Below are 17,091 nucleotides of genomic sequence, written 5' to 3' on the forward strand. Positions count from 1 at the left end.
ACTTGCGATCGGGGGATTCTCACCCAGCCACGGCCGTGGACTCAACCGGGCAGGATCAACGGCCCCCAAGACCCCGCCGTTGGCTAGTCCCTCCCTGCGCGGAGTGCCCCTGAACTGGGATGAGCACCCGGGCGATCTTCCCCGCCAATTCACAGACCGCAGCGAGCTCGAGCGCGCGTTGCAACAGCTCTTTCCCGAGGCCAGCGGCAACCTGAGCCCGATCCAAGGAGGCCGCCATCAAGCCGAGGCTCTGCTGAACAAGGTCAAGCCCGAGCGCTACACCAAGGCCCGCAACTTCCTCAGTGGTCCCGTCACCCGGCTCTCGCCCTACATCCGCCATGGGGCGATCAGCCTGGCGGAGGTGCGGGATGCCGTCTTCGCCCGCACCAAGCAACGGCAGACCAGTGAAAAGCTGATCAATGAGCTGGGCTGGCGCGACTACTGGCAGCGCCTCTGGGCTCAACTGGGCGACGGGATCTGGAGGGATCAAGAACCCCTCAAGACCGGTCATCACCCCGGGGCCTACGCCGAGACACTGCCGGCGGATCTGGCCGAAGGTCAGACCGGTTTGGCCTGCATGGACGGCTTCATCCAGGAGTTGCACCAGACCGGCTGGCTCCACAACCACGCCCGGATGTGGCTGGCGGCCTACGTCGTCCACTGGCGGCGGATCCGCTGGCAAGCAGGCGCCCAGTGGTTCCTGCGCCATCTGCTGGATGGAGACCCGGCCAGCAACAACCTCAGCTGGCAGTGGGTGGCCAGCAGCTTCAGCCACAAGCCCTACTTCTTCAACCGCTCGAACCTGGAGCGCTATAGCGACGGCCGCTATTGCCAGGACTGCGGACTGCGCGCCAAGGGCTGCCCGTTTGAGGCCAGCTACGAGCAGCTCGAACAACGCCTGTTCCAGCAGCAAGCCGCCATCCGCGACACGGGTGATCGCCCCAACCGCCGCCAACGCCCCTCGAGCTCCAAAGCCTCCGCCTTCAGCCGCCCCGCCAAACCGAACCGATGAACCATCCGATTCTTTGGCTGCACGGCGACGCCCTGGGCCCCAGCAACCCTGCTTTATTGGCCCACCCCGGTCAGCCGGCCGTGTTCGTCTTCGACCGCGAGCTGCTGCGGGGCAAGAGCCCCACCACCGCCGATCCCCAGGACGCCGCGCCGGAGGCCGTCAGCCTCAAGCGCATCGGCTTTCTGTATGAATGCCTGTTGGAGTTGCCGGTCAGCCTGCGCCACGGGGATGTGGCCCATGAGGTCCTGCGCTTTGCCCAGGCCCATGGGGCCGATGGCATCGTCACGAGCTCCAGCGTCGATCCCCGGGTGGAAAGCATCTGCCTCCAACTCGAGCGAGCCCTACCGGTCGTGCAGTTGGATCCGGTGCCGTTCGTCGAGCTCGACGGGGCCGTGAATCTGGGGCGCTTTAGCCGCTACTGGAGGCAAGCCGAACGGGAGGTCTGGGCCGACTGGGCGCCGCAGGCTTAGGAAGCTGCGTTCTCCCCAGGGGGACTGAGCAGATCCCGCTCCTCCAGCATCGGGAAGGCGGGAGCCGTGACCTCATCGGCGCTGCGGGGTGGCGCCGCCCACCGCCAACGGGCCTTGGGTGCGCGCTGGCGGCAGAGGGCTTGCAGCTCCTGCCGCAGCGCCCGCTGGACGTCCTTGCGGTTTGCCGCCTCAAAAAACTCCTCGCGCGACGCCAAACCAGTGCTGAAGGGACGGCTGCCGTTGCCGTTAAAGAGCCGGGCTGGATCCACCAACCAGCGGGGCTTACAGACTCCGGTCTCGCGGGTATCGGTCGCGAGCCAGATGTGCAGCCCATAGCCGTCGGGCTGGTTGACCACCGCCAAACCGTCGTGGGGCTGGGAGCGCTGAAGGGGATAGATCGTCCAAGTGGCGCTGCGGTGGGCGGGCACGCAACCCATCAGAGCCAAGGCCAGAAAAGCCGCTGCAGGACGGGGCCAACCCAAGGCAGTTCAGGGCACAATCAGCCCCATTCTGGTGGCGTTGTCATGGTGCTCACCCCGTCTGAAATGTTGCCCCTAGGAACGCCCCTGCCGGCGTTCGCACTGGAGCGGGCCACGGGGGGACGCTGGGAGACCGCAGCGCTGGAGTCCAAGCCAGTGCTGGTGCTGTTCATCTGTGCACACTGCCCCTACGTCATCCACATCGAGCCCGAGCTGGGCCGCCTGGAGCGCGACTACGGCGAACAGGTGCAAATCGTGGCGATCTCCAGCAACAGCACGATCACCCACCCCCAGGACGGCCCCGAAGGCTTGAGGGCCCAGGCCGAACGCCAAGGCTGGTGCTTCCCCTATCTCTTTGACGCCAGCCAAGCGGTGGCCAAGGCCTTCCAGGCAGCGTGCACCCCCGATCTCTTCCTGTTCAACAGCCAGCACCAGCTCGTCTACCGCGGCCAACTGGATGGGAGCCGTCCCGGCAACGACGAACCTCTTACCGGGGCGGACTTACGGGCTGCAATCGATGACCTGTTGGCGGGCCGAGCCGTGAACCCCGATCAGCTTCCCTCGATTGGCTGCAACATCAAGTGGCATCCGGAGGAGGCCTAAAAGGCCGAGAACCGAATCTGGGCCTTAAGGTTGCCGGCATGCAGGTGCCCCCTTTCAGCCTCACCGAACAGCTTGAGCAGCTCGGGCCTGAGCTGGATGCAGCGGTTTTAGAGGTCCTCCGTAGCGGTCAATACATCGGCGGAGGGGTCATCGCGGCATTCGAGAAAGCCTTCGCCGAGAGCGTGGCAAGCCCCTGTGCCGTGGGCTGCAACAGCGGCACCGATGCCTTGATCCTGGCCCTGCGCGGTCTGGGCATTGCTCCTGGCGATGAGGTGATCACCGCCTCCTTCAGCTTTTTTGCCACGGCCGAGGCCATCAGCGCGGTGGGCGCCACCCCGGTCTTCGTCGACGTTGAGGAAAGCTCCTATCTGATCGATCTGGATCAGGTGGAGGCCGCCATCACGCCGGCGACCAAAGCACTGATCCCGGTCCATCTCTTCGGCCGGCCCGTCGACATGGAGCGAGTGAGCTCCATGGCCAAGCGCCACAACCTGAAGGTGGTCGAGGACTGCGCCCAAGCCAGCGGAGCCAGCTGGGCGGGACGGCCCGTGGGCAGCTGGGGCGACGTGGGCTGCTTCAGCTTCTTCCCCACCAAGAACCTCGGTGGTGCCGGCGACGGTGGTGCCGTGACCTGCAAAGACGAAGCCCTGGCCCAGCGCATGCGGGAACTGGCGGTGCACGGGATGCCCCGCCGCTACCTCCACAGCGAACTCGGCTACAACAGCCGACTCGACTCCATCCAGGCCGCCGTCCTCAACGTCAAGCTGCCCCACCTGAGCAGCTGGGTCGAGAAGCGGACGGCTATTGCCCAGCGCTACCGCACAGAGCTGAGCGGCAGCGACGGCTTCGCCCTACCCAAAGCCGGTCCCGCCGGCCACAGCTGGAATCAGTTCGTGGTGCGCGTTCCCGCCTGCAGCCCCAGCCCGGCCTGCGGCTCCACTTGTACCCCCTCCGCCGACAGCGCAACCTTCGGCCTACCCGAGGCCTGCTGCCGCGACTGGCTCAAGCAGCAGCTTCAGGACGCCGGGGTCACGACGATCATTTACTACCCAATCCCGATCCACCGGCAGCCGGCCTACGCCCACCTGAACTACGCGCCCGGCTCGCTGCCCATCACAGAGCGCCTCTGCTCTGAGGTCCTGAGTCTCCCGATCTTCCCCGAACTCAGCGCAGAGCAGCAGGGTCGGGTAATCGAAGTTCTTTGTGAACTGACCAGCCAAACAACTCGCCAAGACAGCCTAAAAGTCGCTGCATAGTTCAGATGGGAAACATCTTCAAACCCTTCTACAGGCGCGCACGAGACAAGGCCTATTCACTACTCCCCATTCAAACCTGCAAAGAGGGCTTCAAATTTGAGGGATCACTCGATCGCTTCGAAAACTCAGCCGATGAAATTGGCACTCAGATTGCGATCAAACTCCTCTCACCCAAACTCAAACGATTCGTCAACCCAGGAGCCAATGCTGGCTACTTTTGCCTGCTAGCAGAAAAGCTCGGCCTCTCATGCATCGCATTTGAGCCCGAAGACAAAATGTTTAAAAGGCTTCGAAAAAACCTAGCTGCAAACAAGTCCAGCTCCATCGCTATCCCAGCAGCACTATCAAACGCTCGCGGAACAGCTGATTTCTTCGGAACCGGAACCGCGGGGTCCCTAATCCCTGGCCTATCAGGTACACCGTCCTGGGACAAACAGACAGTTCCAACCATTCAAGTTGATCAATTCCTTGGCTCTATTCAAGGATCCGAGCTCTGGCTCATGGATTGCGAAGGAGCCGAGCCCTTAATCATCGAGGGGGCCAAAAACTACATCCAATCAAACAAGCCTCTTTTCATTATTGAATACGAACCAACTCGCGACCCTGAAGGCTGGAGAAACATCATCCAACTATTCGCTCTTCTTGGATATAGTCACTGTGCACCATTATCAGAACTTGCGACACAAAATCGCACATCGGCTTTCAGTCTCGATGAGTTAGCCAAGCACTCGGGAGACAATATCTTGTTCTTCGACTCCATCCATCACCGTGAGATTGTTACAGAGCTCTTCATCTAGCCCTTCGGCAAGGACGCATAGAGCGCCTTGAAGTGCGCCTGCTGCTGCTTATGGCTGACGATCGGTGCGGGGTAGCCGCGGCGCTCCATCGGGGTGATCTCGCCGCTGAGCAGGTCCTTGGTGTTGACATGCTTGAGCTCCGGTAGCCATCTGCGGATGTAGTCGCCGTCTGGGTCGAATTTGATGGCCTGCGTCGCCGGATTGAAGATCCGTAGGGGCTTGGGATCCATCCCGCTGCTGGCACTCCACTGCCACCCACCGTTGTTGGCCGCCAGATCCCCATCAACGAGGCGGACCATGAAAGCGGTCTCACCTAGGCGCCAATCGCAGATCAGGTCCTTGACCAAATAGGAGGCGACGATCATCCGGCAGCGGTTATGCATCCAGCCGCTCTCGTTGAGCTGGCGCATCGCCGCATCAATGATCGGCATGCCCGTCAGCCCATCGCACCAGGCCTGATAGCGCTCGGGGTCGTTCTCCCAAGGGAACAACTTCCACTGGGGCCGGTACGGACCATCGGCGAGCTCCGGGAAATAGAACAGCGCCTGTTGGTAGAACTCGCGCCACGCCAGCTCTTGCTCCCACACCTGAATCGACTCGTGCTGCTCATCGCTGCGGGCCAAGGCCTTGGCTTGCTGCGCCGCATCCCAGGCCTGACGTGGGCTGAGGGTTCCGAACTTCAACGCCGCCGAAAGACCCGACGTCCCCGCCTCTCCCGGCATGTTCCGGCCGGGCTCGTAGGACAGCAGAGGGCCACCATCACAGAAAGCCTGAAGTTGCTGCAGCGCCGCAGCCTCACCCGGGCGACAGGGGCAGAGATCCGCTCCAGCAAAGGTTTTGCCAAGGGACTCCAAGGACGGCAGCTCTCGGAGCAAGGGCAAGCGTTCTGGCAGCTCTGCCCCATGAGCCAACAATCCCTGAGGGGCAGGCCGCAGCGCCAACTCTCCGGCCGCAGCCCTGTGCTCAACCTGGCCAAACCAGTTGCGCTTGAACGGTCCGTACACCCTGTACGGATCTCCGCCGCCTGTCTTGAGTGTTTCAGGAGCCACCAGGAGCTGATCCCAGTCCACCAGGACCTTTTGGCCCTGGGCCTGCAACGCCGCCGCCACTCGCCGATCACGCTCACGCCCATAGGGCTCCACATCACGGTTCCAAGCGACGACTCCCGCACCGATCGCCTCGGCTAACTGCGGCAAGACCTCAGCAGGATCCCCCTGAAGCAACAGCAACTCACTGCCAGCCTGGCGCCAATTGGCCTGGAGTTCCTTCAGGCTCTCGAGCAGAAACCAGACCCGTGCCGGCGCCATATCCGCCGCCGAGAGGATCGCCGGATCCAGCACAAACACCCCGGTGACCGCAGGGGTTGCCGTAGCCGCGGCCGCCAAGCCGAGGTTGTCGGCCAGGCGCAAATCACGGCGATGCCAAAACAACCAACGCTCCGCTGCCATCAGATCCCCAACACTTGTTTGGCGCGGAACCAGGCGGTCACGCTCTTGCCATCGAGGTACTCGTCCCCGCTGGCGATCAGCTGATCGAGTTCCGCCGGTGTCATCAACACCACCTCCAGGTCCTCATCGTCATCCCCTGGGGGCCGCTCGCTCAGTTCAGTGAGAGCACGGGCCAAGAACAGGTGGATCACCTCATCGGAGTAGCCCGGACAGGGCAAGAGTGCCCCCAACGCGTCCCAACGGGTCGCGGAGTAACCGGCTTCCTCTTGCAGTTCCCGCTGCATCGTGCTCAGTGGGGTCTCGCCTGGATCCAAGGTGCCGGCCGGAAACTCCAACAGCCGGGTCGCCACCGCAAAGCGGTACTGACGCAGAACGACGACACGGCCATCGGCAAGCACCGGCACCGCCAAGGATGCACCCGGGTGCTTCACCATTCCGAAGGTTCCCTCGACGCCCATCGGCAGCTCCATCCGATTGACCTCAAAGCGCAGCTTGCGTACATCGAGGCTGGCCGTGGTCTCGAGCTGGCGCGCAGGCTCTGGAGCGGGCAGTGGCGCCATGGGGCAATCTGAAGGCAATGGCCATCAGCATCGCGCAGCCGCTTTCCCGATGACTGCTCCGCTGCTCAGCATCGTGACCGTCGTGCGGAACGAACTCCGCGGTCTCAAGCGCACACTGCGGTCAATCGAGGCGCAGCTGGGCGTACTGAGAACGCTTCCGACTGAGCTCCTGATCGTGGATGGGGCCTCAAGCGATGGCTCACGTCAGGTCGCCGAGGCCTTCCGAGACCAACGCGCGCTGCCGGTTCGGGTGCTCGGGCAGCAACCCCAAGGGGTCTACCCGGCGATGAACCTGGGCTGGCGCCAAGCCCGTGGTCGGTGGTTGATCTACGTCAATGCTGGAGACCTACTGGGCAGCATCCAACCCTTGGCTGAGGCTCTGCAGAGCAACGACCCGTCGGTCTGGGCTTATCAGGGCCGTTCAGCGATGCAGCCACCCGGCCTGACCTGGGCGATCGAAGTTCATTCGGAAGCCGTCCACTGCCACCAGGCTTTGGCCTACCGCCGGGAACTGCACGAGCGGCTCGGGCCCTATGACGAGCGATTGAAGGTCTGCGCTGACACCGCCTTTATGGGGCGCATTCCGCCCCAGCAATGGCAATACCTGCCAGCCCTGCTGGCGATTTCGACCGTCTCCCCGTCGGATCTGTCACGGACGCCCCGGGCGATCCGACGTGACCTCCAGACACTCCAAGCCATCCAACCCAACTTGCGGCCATGGCCGCGGGCCCGCGTCAGCCTGGCGATCCTTGAAATCGAGCGCCTCCTGGGGATCAGTTGGAGCGTCTGGATCCGGGCAGGACTGGGCCTTCTGCGCGGTAACCACAAGCTCGTAAACCTTGGCTAACTCCACACCTCTGCAGCTGCTGATCCAAGGGGGCCTGGGAAACCAGCTGCTGCAGTGGGTCCTGGCGAAAACGCTGGCTGCGCGCCAGCAACGCGAGCTGCGGATCGACAGCACCCTGATGCGCTCCTGGAGCCGCGCCAGGCGAGGGCTGAGTCAACGGCAGATCAGTCCGTTACTCGGTCCCGCCGACAATGTCTGGCACCACTGGCTCCTTGCAAGGGCCCGCCGACGCCTGCAGCCCCTGGATCGGTCGACGCTGACGGACGCCCAACTCCTCGCCGCGGGCAGCAGCGAAGAACTGTTGGCGCTGACCCCGGATCGACTGATCACCCACGGGACAACGCCGCTGCTCTTTGGGGCGCCGTTTCAAGAGGTCTGGCAAGACGTCCACCGGCGTCTGCCTCGGGTCCGAGCACAGGCAGGGCTCGGGGTGCATCTACGCCGCGGCGACTACCTCGACCCTGCTTCCGGCTTCATGGCCTTGCCCCTGGACTACTACCGCCGCGCCATCCAGCAGATCTTTGAGGAGATGCCGCAGCTGGAACGCCGGATCCTGCTGTTCAGCGATGACCCGGACTGGGGCCAAGCCCACCTGAGCGATTCCAGCTGGGAACTGCAGATCGCAAGCGGCACACCGGAAGAAGACCTGGCCTCCATGACCGCGATGCCGGCCCTGGTGATCAGCAACAGCAGCCTCTCTGCCATCGCCGCCCATCTCGGCGAAACCTTTGGAGCGCTGCGACTGGTGATCTGCCCCGATCAGTGGCTGAGCGATCCCAACCGCAAGGCCCTGGGGGATCTGCGCAAGCCCAGCTGGATCAGCCTGCCCATCCAGCCGTAGGTGGCATCCGTAGCGGTGGCTGCTGCTCACCAGCCAAGACCTCCTCGAGCTGGGACTCGAAGCCTCCGTCGAGAGCAGCCAGCGGAGCCAAGACAAAGGCCCGTTCCGCCCAGCGGGGATGGGGCAGCTCCAACTCAGGTATTTGGAGCTGCAATGCCCCCCACCAGAGCAGATCCAGATCCAGCGTCCGAGGACCCCAGCGCTCCTCTCGCACCCGACCAAATTGAAGTTCCAAGGCCTGCAGCCGGCGAAGTAAACCAAGCGCCACCGACGCGGTGGGCTCAGGTGGCTGATCCACGACCACCACCGCATTGATGTAATCAGGCTGGTTCGGTGGGCCACCGACCGGAGCCGTGCGAAAGAGCGGTGACCAGCGCAGACGCACCTCGCCTAAACAGACCTGAATTTCGGCGCTCAAACGGGGCCGCAACGCGATCAGAGTCTCGATCGGTCCACCCGCAGCGCTGGGCAAATTGGCACCAAGCCCAATGGCCAGGCCTTGATCAGCGAGACTGGCGCCCACGACGAAGTCCTCCGGCGTCTCCATGGTTGCAAGTGGTACTGCCGCCAGGGCCTTTCCCCTGGCCGCCATCACCGGCCACGGCACCCTGAAGCTCGCTCTGCTGCTGGCCGCCGTTGATCCCGGCCTGGGCGGTGTGGTGATCGCCGGCGGACGGGGCACCGGCAAATCCGTCTTGGCCCGGGGCCTGCATGCGCTGCTGCCGCCGATCGACGTCCTTGATGTCGCGGGCTACGGCCTGAACACCGATCCCCAAGCGCCGGAGGACTGGGATGCCCCAACGCGAGCGCGGCTGACGGAACGGGAAGCCGAGGCCGAGCTGCCCACCAAGGTCATTCCTGCCCCGTTTGTACAGGTTCCTCTTGGCATCACCGAAGACCGGCTGGTGGGCTCGGTCGATGTCACCGCCTCCCTCGCCAGTGGTGAAGCAGTCTTCCAGCCGGGCCTGCTGGCAGAAGCCCACCGCGGCGTACTCTACGTCGACGAGCTGAACCTGCTGGATGACAACGTCACCAACCTGCTGTTGGCGGCCATTGGGAGCGGCGAAAACCGGGTCGAACGGGAGGGCCTGAGTCTCTCGCACCCCTGCCGCTGCCTGCTGATTGCCACCTACAACCCAGAGGAGGGGGCCATCCGCGATCACCTGCTGGATCGCTTTGCCATTGCCCTCTCGGCCAACCAGGTCCTGGAGCTGGATCAACGGGTCGAGATCACCCGCAGTGCCATCGGCCACGCTGAATCCAGCGATGCCTTCCGCCAGCGCTGGCAAGAGGAAACCGACGCCCTCTCCACCCAGCTACTGCTGGCGCGCCAGTGGCTGCCGGATGTGCAGATCAGCCGTGAGCAGATCGCCTATCTGGTGAATGAGGCCCTGCGCGGCGGCGTTGAAGGTCATCGCAGCGAGCTCTATGCCGTGCGCGTCGCCCGGGCCCATGCCGCCCTCAGCGGCCGGGACCAGGTCGAAGCCGAAGACCTTCAAGTCGCAGTGCGCCTGGTGATCGCTCCGCGGGCGATGCAGCTGCCGCCGCAGGATCCCGATCAGCAGATGGAGCCCCCACCGCCGCCACCGCCGCCGCAGGGCGAGGAGCCCCAGGACAACCAGGAGCAAGAACCCGACGAACCCGAAGAGGACAACGAGAAGGAGGACGAGCAGGACGAAGAGGACACCCCGGAAGATCAGGCGCCGCCCTCGATCCCCGAGGAGTTCATGCTCGATCCTGAAGCGATCGCGATCGATCCGGACCTCCTGCTGTTCAATGCCGGCAAGGCGAAGACCGGTGGCAGCGGCAGCCGGGCGGTTGTCTTCAGCGACTCACGCGGCCGCTACGTCAAGCCGATGCTCCCCCGTGGGCCGGTCAAGCGCATCGCTGTGGACGCCACGCTGCGGGCCGCTGCGCCCTATCAAAAAACCCGACGCGAGCGGGAACCGCACCGCAAGGTCGTCGTGGAAGATGGGGACCTGCGGGCCAAGCAACTGCAGCGCAAAGCCGGGGCTCTGGTGATCTTCCTGGTGGACGCCAGCGGATCGATGGCCCTGAACCGAATGCAAAGCGCCAAGGGTGCCGTGATTCGCCTGTTGACCGAGGCCTACGAGAACCGGGACGAAGTCGCTCTAATCCCCTTCCGCGGGGAGGCAGCTGAAGTGCTCCTACCGCCAACCCGCTCGATCACCGCGGCTCGGAGACGCCTGGAATCGATGCCCTGCGGCGGCGGGTCGCCCCTGGCCCATGGACTCTCCCAAGCCGCCCGGGTCGGTGCCAATGCCATGGCCACTGGAGAACTGGGCCAGGTGGTGGTCGTGGCCATCACCGACGGCCGCGGGAACGTGCCCCTGAGCCGCTCCCTGGGTCAGCCCCAGCTGGAGGGTGAAGAACCGGTGGATCTCAAGGAAGAGGTCAAGCAGGTGGCCAGCAAGTACAGATCTCTCGGCATCAAGCTGCTGGTGATCGACACCGAGCGCAAGTTCATCGGCAGCGGCATGGGCAAGGACCTCGCCGACTCCGCCGGCGGCAAGTACGTACAACTGCCCAAGGCCAGCGATCAAGCGATTGCAGCGATCGCCATGGAGGCCATCAGCGGGGTCTAATCACCGGCTGGTGTCAGTCTTCTCGGGATAAACCTCGTCAAAGAAGGCCCCCAGGCCAATCGCCACGCTGCGCAGACCATCCATGAAGCGCTTGTCAGAGGTGAGCTTCTCGATATCACCGCCCACCCGATCCAGGGTGGTGGTTAGATCCTCCAAGTTGGCAACCGTTCCCTTGAGTTCGCTCAGGGTCTTGGGGTTATCCAGGGCCCGCACGAAGTTGAGGATGTGCGCTGTGGACGCGTTGAGGTTGTTGATCGTCGGCTTGACGTCACGAACGGTGGTCTGGAGCTCGCCGATCAACCCCTGACCGTCCTTCATGAAGGCCGTGGCTTCTTGGGCCGTGGTGTTGATGCTGCTGATCGTTGTGGAGAGCTTGGGAATCAGCTTCTCTTTCTCCGCCTGATCCAGCAGCTGCTGCAGCGTCGCCGTCACCTGGCTCAAGGTCGCGGCGCTCTTGCCCTGAATGACGGAACCGTTGCAGACCGTCAGGGCATGGTTGCAGTTGATCGCTTTGGGGCCCGGGGTTCCCTTGGGCAGTGGCTTGATCGGCGCCGTCAGGGCCACAACCGCATCCCCACCCAAGAGCGAAGCCGCCTCCACCCGCGCCTCCAGGGGTTGGGGGAGCTGCAGGTTGGCTTTATCGATATCGATCTGCACTTCCACCGCCGTAGCCGTGGGTGTCACTTCCTGGACGTGCCCCACGGATACACCGCGATAAGTCACCGCCGAGCGGGGTGCCAAGCCAGCGGCGTCAGAAAAATTGACCTGGAAACGCCAGGTGCGATTGCTCACCGACACCCCTTTGAGCCAAAGCCAGAACAACCCCGCCGAGCTCACTGCCGCCAGCAGCGTGAAGCCGACGATTGCTTCTTTCACACTGCGGCGCATGGGGTTTAGAGCTCCGCGGGTTGCATCGGTCCGCTGAGACTAGCCGTGCGGAACTGAAGCACATAGGGATTGGTTGTGGTCCGAAAGTCCTCCACACTTCCTTGCCAGCGGAATAAACCGTCGTAGAGCAAGACCACCTGATCGGCGGTGCGCTCAATCGTGCTCATCACGTGGCTCACCACCACCGAACTGCCACCGGCCATTTGGGTGGTTTGAACGATCAGGTCTTCAATCCGGGTGCAGGCCACCGGATCCAGGCCCGCGGTGGGTTCATCGAAGAGCAGCAACGGCACCTTCCCCGCTGATTGGCTGGGGTCACTGATCACAGCGCGGGCAAAGCTGACCCGCTTCTGCATCCCGCCGCTGAGTTCTCCTGGGTAGAGGTCTTCTGTCCCCGACAGGCCAACCGCCTCAAGGGCATCAGCCACCCGCGCGCGAATCTCCCGCTCGCTCAGGCGACTGAAGCGATCGAGCAAAAAGCCCACGTTCTGGCGAACGGTCAATGAGGCCAGCAGAGCCGGGTTCTGGAACACCATCCGCACATCGGGCGGGTTGCGCTGATCCAGCCGCAGATAGGTCTGTGGCACACCGTGGATCTCTAAATGACCACTGCTGGGCAAAAGCAAGCCCGACAGGAGCCGCAGAATCGTGGACTTCCCCGCACCCGAGGGGCCCACCACCGCCAAACGTTCTCCCGCGTCCAGGGTCAAGTCGACGTCGCTCAGCACCGTGTTGCGGCCCCACCGCACGCTGACATCGTCCATCTGGACCACTGGGGTGGATTGCACCGGATCCTTCACGAATGGGGGCATCTTGGCGGTTTCTCCGTAACCTGGCTCCATGCCGGCTCGAGGACAGCGCAGAGGGAATCGCTCGAGACCTCGCCCGAGCTGGGTCGGCAACGGCGATCTGCGTCAGAAGGACCTGGTCAGCCGTTCTAGGCGCGCCGCCCGTTGGCTGCAGCCCGGGCTGGTGGTCAAGCGCTGGATGCTGACCTCAGGCGTTGGCCTGTTCCTGCTCTTCCTTGGAGCCGCCGTTTGGGCTGACCTGCAGCCGATCTACTGGCTGCTGGAGTTCATCCGCTGGTCCCTGGCCAACATCACCACGGTGCTTCCCCGGGAGTTCACCGGACCGCTCGTGCTCGTGGTGGGCGGTGGCCTGATCTGGCTGGGACAAAGCCGAAGCTTTGGGGCGATCCAACAAGCACTAGCGCCCGATCGCGACACCTTGCTGGTGGATGCCCTGGCAGCTAAGAGCCGTCTGAACCGCGGCCCCTCGATCGTGGCGATCGGCGGCGGCACCGGACTCTCGACTCTGCTGAGCGGGCTGAAGCGCTACAGCAGCAACCTCACGGCAATCGTCACAGTGGCCGATGACGGTGGCAGCTCAGGCGTGTTGCGCCGGGAGCTCGGGGTCCAACCCCCAGGGGACATCCGCAACTGCCTGGCGGCCCTGGCCACAGAGGAACCTCTGCTGACACGGCTGTTCCAGTACCGCTTCCGCGCAGGTACGGGTCTTGAGGGCCACAGCTTCGGCAACCTCTTTCTCTCGGCCCTAACCGCCATCACCGGCAGCCTGGAGGGCGCGATCACCGCCAGCAGTCGGGTTCTGGCGGTGCAGGGCACGGTGGTCCCCGCCACCAACGCCGACGTGAAGCTCTGGGCGGAACTGGCCGATGGGCGCCGAATTGAAGGTGAATCCCAGATCGGCCATGCCACGAGCCCGATCGTGCGGGTGGGCTGCATCCCAGAGCGGCCTCCTGCTCTACCCAAGGCCCTTGAAGCGATCGCCAATGCCGATCTGATCGTGCTCGGGCCTGGGAGCCTGTACACCTCGCTACTGCCCAATCTGTTGGTGCCTGAGCTGGTGCAGGCGATCAGCCGCAGCAAAGCCCCGCGCCTGTACATCTGCAACTTGATGACCCAGCCCGGAGAAACCGACGGACTGGATGTCGAAGGGCACCTGCGGGCGATTGAGTCGCAGCTGGCCAGCCTGGGGATCCAGCAGCGGCTCTTCTCCTCGGTACTGGCTCAGGAAGACCTTGGAACGTCCAGTCTGGTGGAGTACTACCGCCAGCGCGGCGCAGATCCTGTCGAGTGCGACAGCCGGAAACTGCGCAGCCAGGGCTACGACGTCACCATCGCTCCATTGCAGGGGGCGCGGCCGACTTCAACCCTGCGCCATGACCCCCGCAGCGTCGGTCTAGCGGTAATGCGCTTCTACAAGAAGCACCGCAGGGACAAGGAGAAAACTCAGGAGCGGGGTTGATCCAGCTCTTGAACAAGCTCCAGAACTGAGGTCGCCGTGGCGATGGCTTGATCGGCGTCGCCCAGATCGAACAACGCCGACGGCGGTGTCGCATCAAGTGGATAGCGGCTTGTGGCACTGATCCTGCTCAAGTTGTTGAGCGGCAGTGCCTTCAAGGCATCAACGTTCAATCCCTGGTTCGCCAAGGCCTCCAGCAATTGCGAGAGCACATGGGTGCGCGGCGGTTCTTGGCCCAACTCCAACAACAAACCCTTGAGGGCTTTTTCAGCCGCCTGAGAGGAGTGATAACAAGACTGGGCAAAAAAACCGTTGTCTCGTGTGAGTCGAGCCACCGCCAAATCATCCGTTGCTTGCTGGAACCAGGCTTGAGGCCGTGCGTTCATGGCAGATCCCCCATTAAGCGCCGGGCATCTCGAGCCACACCACACCAGTAAGGCGAGGGGTCAGCGGCGAGTTGACTCCAGCGGCTCTGATCCATGGACACCACGTCATCACCAATGCCAGCTACACGCAAGCGCTCGGCTATCCGCTCAGCTAGAGGCTGATCGCAACCGACCACCAAGAGATCCGTGTCGGAGAAGCCGTCCCAATCGCCGCGAGCTCGGGATCCGAACAGGTAAATGGCCCAGAGGGATGGGTCGGCTTGCTCAGAGGCAAGAGCCTCACCCAATTGTTGCTGGAGTGCGGTGAGCCAGCTCCTGTGACGCTGATCGCGCAGCTGCTGCAGTGGGCTGACGGAGGCCACCGCAATCAATAAGCGTCCTGCATTTCGTAGAAGTCCGGCTGGACGTAGTCCTTGCGCAAGGGGAAGCCTTTCCAGTCTTCCGGCATCAACAGGCGCTTGGGTTGAGGATGCCCCTCAAAACCAATGCCGAACATGTCGAAGGTCTCACGCTCGGGCCAGTCGGCGCCTCGATAGAGCGGGTAGAGACTTGGGATCGTGAGATCACCATCACGGGACAGGAAGACCTTGAGGCGAACCTCCTCAGGCTTGACCTCTGCAGGAAGGTGCTGCGAAGCGGCGGACTGATCAGCCAGGCCCGCCAACTTGACCAGGTGATAGAAGCTCACCAACTGGCCACCGGGGCCCTCGTCGTAGCCACCCTGCACCTGCAGGTAATCGAAACCCGATGCCTTCAAGGCCGCAGCGATAACTGGAAGGAAGGGCGCATCAACGCCAATCACTTCAACGCCGAGGTGATCGGGCTCGAGCAGCTGATGATCAAAACCCTGGCTGGTGAGCCACTGGCTGACCGGGCCAGCCTGGGGTGCAGTAACGGCAGCAGTGTCCTCAGGCATCGATCTCAGGCTTGCTCAGCGGGAATGGAGGCTTTGGCGGAGGCGGCAACGGGCAGGCCAGCGGCAGCCTGAAGGGCCGCCTGTTGGGTTTCGGCGCGCAGGTAGCGACCATCCACGATCGGCTCGACCTGCTTCATCTCATGGGCGACCGTGAAATAACGGTGAGTCGGCATCAGGTTGCCGCGCTCCGAGAGGGCCTCGTTGCCGACCTTCTTCCGCAGCTTGACCACCGCATCAAAGATCGCCTCGGGACGGGGCGGACAACCGGGCAGATAGAGATCGACGGGGATCAGCTTGTCCACACCGCGCACCGCGGTGGTGGAGTCCGCCGAGAACATGCCACCGGTGATCGTGCAAGCGCCCATGGCGATCACGTACTTGGGCTCGGGCATCTGCTCATAGAGACGCACGAGGGCCGGAGCCATCTTCATGGTCACGGTGCCAGCCACGATCAACAGGTCCGCTTGGCGCGGGCTGGAGCGAGGCACCAGGCCGAAGCGGTCAAAGTCGAATCGCGAGCCGATCAGGGCCGCGAACTCAATGAAGCAACAGGCGGTTCCGTAGAGCAGCGGCCAGAGGCTGCTGAGGCGGGCCCAGTTGTGCAGGTCATCGAGGGTTGTCAGGATGACGTTCTCGGAAAGATCCGAGGTAACTGCTGGAGCACCAACAGGGTTGCAGCTGGATTCGCGTTGATCGCGCAGAGCCGCAACCGAGAGGGCTTCGGCCATGCCGGATGTGACAGGGGAGGGGGTCATCTCAGATCAGCTCCACTCAAGGGCGCCTTTGCGCCAGGCATAGGCCAGAGCCACCACCAGGATGGCGATGAAGACCAGGGCTTCGATAAAGGCCAGGAGCCCCAAGCGGTGAAAGGCGACCGCCCAGGGATAGAGGAAGACGGTCTCCACGTCGAAGATCACGAAGACCAGGGCAAACATGTAGTAGCGGATGTTGAACTGAATCCAGGCACCGCCGATGGGCTCCATGCCCGATTCGTAGGTGAGATCCCGTTCGCCCACACGTGACTTGGGGGAGACAAGCTTGTTGGTGACGAGCGCCAGCACAGGCACCGCCGCTGCAATCAGCAGGAAGCCGAGGAAGGCGTCGTAACCGGAGAGAACGAACACAGGGCGAAAGCGGCCCAACCTGGGGAGCAGTCTGGCATCCACCTCTCAGGACTGGGAACGGGCTGGAAGCTCAGAGAATCGATGTCTCAGTAGGGGGAACGCCTGAGAAGAAGCAAGCTCAGACTTGAAGAGGCTGCCTCACCGGTCTCGACCTTCTTAAAGTCCGCTTCACTGATCAGTGGTTGCCGATGAGCGAGGACACCCTCCCGGAGGAACTCAATTCGCCAGAACCAACAGCAGAGAGCACCGAGATCGCTGTTGAGGCCACTGACGACCCTGACACGCATCGATTCGAATGCCGCGCTTGCGGCTTCGTCTACGACCCCGATGAAGGCGTCAAAAAACTCGCTATCGAGGCCGGGACGCCGTTCAGCGCCCTCGACCCCGACACGTTTCGCTGCCCGGTCTGCCGCAGCAAAACACTTGCGTTTAAGGACATCGGTCCCCGGAACAAGCCCAGCGGCTTTGAGGAGAACCTGGGCTATGGCCTTGGAGTGAACACCCTCACGCCTGGCCAGAAGAATGTCCTGATCTTTGGCGGCTTTGCTTTGGCGATCGCCTTTTTCCTCTCCCTCTACTCCCTTCGCTGAGCT

General features: G+C 63.3%; 21 protein-coding genes. 10 read left to right on the top strand and 11 right to left on the bottom strand.

Annotation, left to right across the window (positions count from 1 at the left end):
- Positions 1-103: 103 nt before the first annotated feature.
- Complete coding sequence (locus ACLM42_RS10690; RefSeq protein WP_415400171.1) at positions 104-1,012, top strand: FAD-binding domain-containing protein; 909 nt, start codon at positions 104-106, stop codon at positions 1,010-1,012.
- On the top strand, positions 1,009-1,482 hold the full coding sequence (locus ACLM42_RS10695) for a hypothetical protein (protein ID WP_415399043.1): 474 nt from the start codon (positions 1,009-1,011) through the stop codon (positions 1,480-1,482). Before ACLM42_RS10690 ends, ACLM42_RS10695 begins: the two co-directional genes overlap by 4 nt.
- On the opposite strand, the gene ACLM42_RS10700 is transcribed toward ACLM42_RS10695, so the two are convergent.
- Positions 1,479-1,964 (bottom strand): hypothetical protein, encoded by a 486-nt coding sequence (locus ACLM42_RS10700; protein WP_415399044.1) that lies wholly within the window; start codon positions 1,962-1,964, stop codon positions 1,479-1,481. The genes ACLM42_RS10695 and ACLM42_RS10700 overlap by 4 nt on opposite strands.
- 42 nt (positions 1,965-2,006) lie before the next feature.
- Between ACLM42_RS10700 and ACLM42_RS10705 the strand changes: the two genes are divergently transcribed.
- From ACLM42_RS10705 to ACLM42_RS10715, 3 genes are read left to right on the top strand one after another with little or no spacing between them, the layout of a single operon-like run.
- Positions 2,007-2,564, top strand: coding sequence for a thioredoxin family protein (locus ACLM42_RS10705; RefSeq protein WP_415399045.1), 558 nt, complete (start codon positions 2,007-2,009; stop codon positions 2,562-2,564).
- A 38-nt stretch (positions 2,565-2,602) separates the two neighbouring features.
- Entirely contained in the window at positions 2,603-3,820 is a 1,218-nt protein-coding gene (locus ACLM42_RS10710) for a DegT/DnrJ/EryC1/StrS family aminotransferase (RefSeq protein ID WP_415399046.1), read from the top strand.
- 5 nt (positions 3,821-3,825) lie between these two features.
- Complete coding sequence (locus ACLM42_RS10715) at positions 3,826-4,617, top strand: FkbM family methyltransferase (RefSeq protein ID WP_415399047.1); 792 nt, start codon at positions 3,826-3,828, stop codon at positions 4,615-4,617.
- On the opposite strand, the gene ACLM42_RS10720 is transcribed toward ACLM42_RS10715, so the two are convergent.
- On the bottom strand, positions 4,614-6,065 hold the full coding sequence (locus tag ACLM42_RS10720; protein WP_415399048.1) for an FAD-binding domain-containing protein: 1,452 nt from the start codon (positions 6,063-6,065) through the stop codon (positions 4,614-4,616). The two genes, ACLM42_RS10715 and ACLM42_RS10720, sit on opposite strands and share 4 nt — an antisense overlap.
- Positions 6,065-6,625, bottom strand: a complete 561-nt coding sequence (locus ACLM42_RS10725; RefSeq protein WP_415399049.1) for an NUDIX hydrolase — start codon at positions 6,623-6,625, stop codon at positions 6,065-6,067. Before ACLM42_RS10725 ends, ACLM42_RS10720 begins: the two co-directional genes overlap by 1 nt.
- Here ACLM42_RS10725 and ACLM42_RS10730 point away from each other — a divergent pair.
- Both ACLM42_RS10730 and ACLM42_RS10735 read left to right on the top strand, forming a co-directional pair.
- Positions 6,624-7,472: a glycosyltransferase gene (locus ACLM42_RS10730; protein WP_415399050.1), complete on the top strand. Its 849-nt coding sequence runs from the start codon at positions 6,624-6,626 to the stop codon at positions 7,470-7,472. The two genes, ACLM42_RS10725 and ACLM42_RS10730, sit on opposite strands and share 2 nt — an antisense overlap.
- Positions 7,465-8,313: an alpha-1,2-fucosyltransferase gene (locus ACLM42_RS10735; RefSeq protein ID WP_415399051.1), complete on the top strand. Its 849-nt coding sequence runs from the start codon at positions 7,465-7,467 to the stop codon at positions 8,311-8,313. The genes ACLM42_RS10730 and ACLM42_RS10735 overlap by 8 nt, the downstream gene beginning before the upstream one ends.
- Here the strand turns inward: ACLM42_RS10735 and folK are convergent.
- Entirely contained in the window at positions 8,291-8,860 is a 570-nt protein-coding gene (gene folK, locus ACLM42_RS10740) for a 2-amino-4-hydroxy-6-hydroxymethyldihydropteridine diphosphokinase (protein WP_415399052.1), read from the bottom strand. The two genes, ACLM42_RS10735 and folK, sit on opposite strands and share 23 nt — an antisense overlap.
- Here folK and bchD point away from each other — a divergent pair.
- Entirely contained in the window at positions 8,859-10,919 is a 2,061-nt protein-coding gene (bchD, locus tag ACLM42_RS10745) for a magnesium chelatase ATPase subunit D (protein WP_415399053.1), read from the top strand. The two genes, folK and bchD, sit on opposite strands and share 2 nt — an antisense overlap.
- Here the strand turns inward: bchD and ACLM42_RS10750 are convergent, their stop codons facing one another.
- Both ACLM42_RS10750 and ACLM42_RS10755 read right to left on the bottom strand, forming a co-directional pair.
- Positions 10,920-11,807: an MlaD family protein gene (locus ACLM42_RS10750; protein WP_415399054.1), complete on the bottom strand. Its 888-nt coding sequence runs from the start codon at positions 11,805-11,807 to the stop codon at positions 10,920-10,922.
- 5 nt (positions 11,808-11,812) lie between these two features.
- Complete coding sequence (locus ACLM42_RS10755; RefSeq protein ID WP_415400172.1) at positions 11,813-12,619, bottom strand: ABC transporter ATP-binding protein; 807 nt, start codon at positions 12,617-12,619, stop codon at positions 11,813-11,815.
- A gap of 28 nt (positions 12,620-12,647) precedes the next feature.
- Here ACLM42_RS10755 and ACLM42_RS10760 point away from each other — a divergent pair, with 28 nt between their 5' ends.
- The gene (locus tag ACLM42_RS10760; protein WP_415399055.1) at positions 12,648-14,075 is read left to right on the top strand and encodes a gluconeogenesis factor YvcK family protein; all 1,428 of its coding nucleotides are present in this window, start codon (positions 12,648-12,650) and stop codon (positions 14,073-14,075) included.
- Here ACLM42_RS10760 and ACLM42_RS10765 read toward each other — a convergent pair.
- The 5 genes from ACLM42_RS10765 to ndhC are packed head-to-tail and all read right to left on the bottom strand — an operon-like array spanning position 14,060 to position 16,498.
- Positions 14,060-14,458: a HEPN domain-containing protein gene (locus ACLM42_RS10765; protein ID WP_415399056.1), complete on the bottom strand. Its 399-nt coding sequence runs from the start codon at positions 14,456-14,458 to the stop codon at positions 14,060-14,062. The genes ACLM42_RS10760 and ACLM42_RS10765 overlap by 16 nt on opposite strands.
- On the bottom strand, positions 14,455-14,820 hold the full coding sequence (locus ACLM42_RS10770) for a nucleotidyltransferase domain-containing protein (protein WP_415399057.1): 366 nt from the start codon (positions 14,818-14,820) through the stop codon (positions 14,455-14,457). Before ACLM42_RS10770 ends, ACLM42_RS10765 begins: the two co-directional genes overlap by 4 nt.
- 5 nt (positions 14,821-14,825) lie before the next feature.
- Positions 14,826-15,374, bottom strand: coding sequence for an NAD(P)H-quinone oxidoreductase subunit J (locus ACLM42_RS10775; RefSeq protein WP_415399058.1), 549 nt, complete (start codon positions 15,372-15,374; stop codon positions 14,826-14,828).
- A gap of 5 nt (positions 15,375-15,379) precedes the next feature.
- A complete protein-coding gene (gene nuoB, locus ACLM42_RS10780) occupies positions 15,380-16,102 on the bottom strand; it encodes an NADH-quinone oxidoreductase subunit NuoB (RefSeq protein ID WP_185188386.1) in 723 nt (240 codons plus the stop codon).
- A 33-nt stretch (positions 16,103-16,135) separates the two neighbouring features.
- Positions 16,136-16,498 carry a photosynthetic/respiratory NAD(P)H-quinone oxidoreductase subunit C gene (gene ndhC, locus ACLM42_RS10785; RefSeq protein WP_185188387.1) on the bottom strand — a complete coding sequence of 121 codons (363 nt, stop codon included), beginning with the start codon at positions 16,496-16,498 and terminating at the stop codon, positions 16,136-16,138.
- Positions 16,499-16,686: 188 nt separating this feature from the next.
- Between ndhC and ACLM42_RS10790 the strand changes: the two genes are divergently transcribed.
- Positions 16,687-17,088, top strand: a complete 402-nt coding sequence (locus ACLM42_RS10790) for a rubredoxin (protein WP_185186408.1) — start codon at positions 16,687-16,689, stop codon at positions 17,086-17,088.
- The last annotated feature ends 3 nt before the right edge of the window (positions 17,089-17,091 follow it).

It is taken from the genome of Synechococcus sp. W4D4 (genome assembly GCF_047716805.1).
GTDB lineage: Bacteria > Cyanobacteriota > Cyanobacteriia > PCC-6307 > Cyanobiaceae > Vulcanococcus.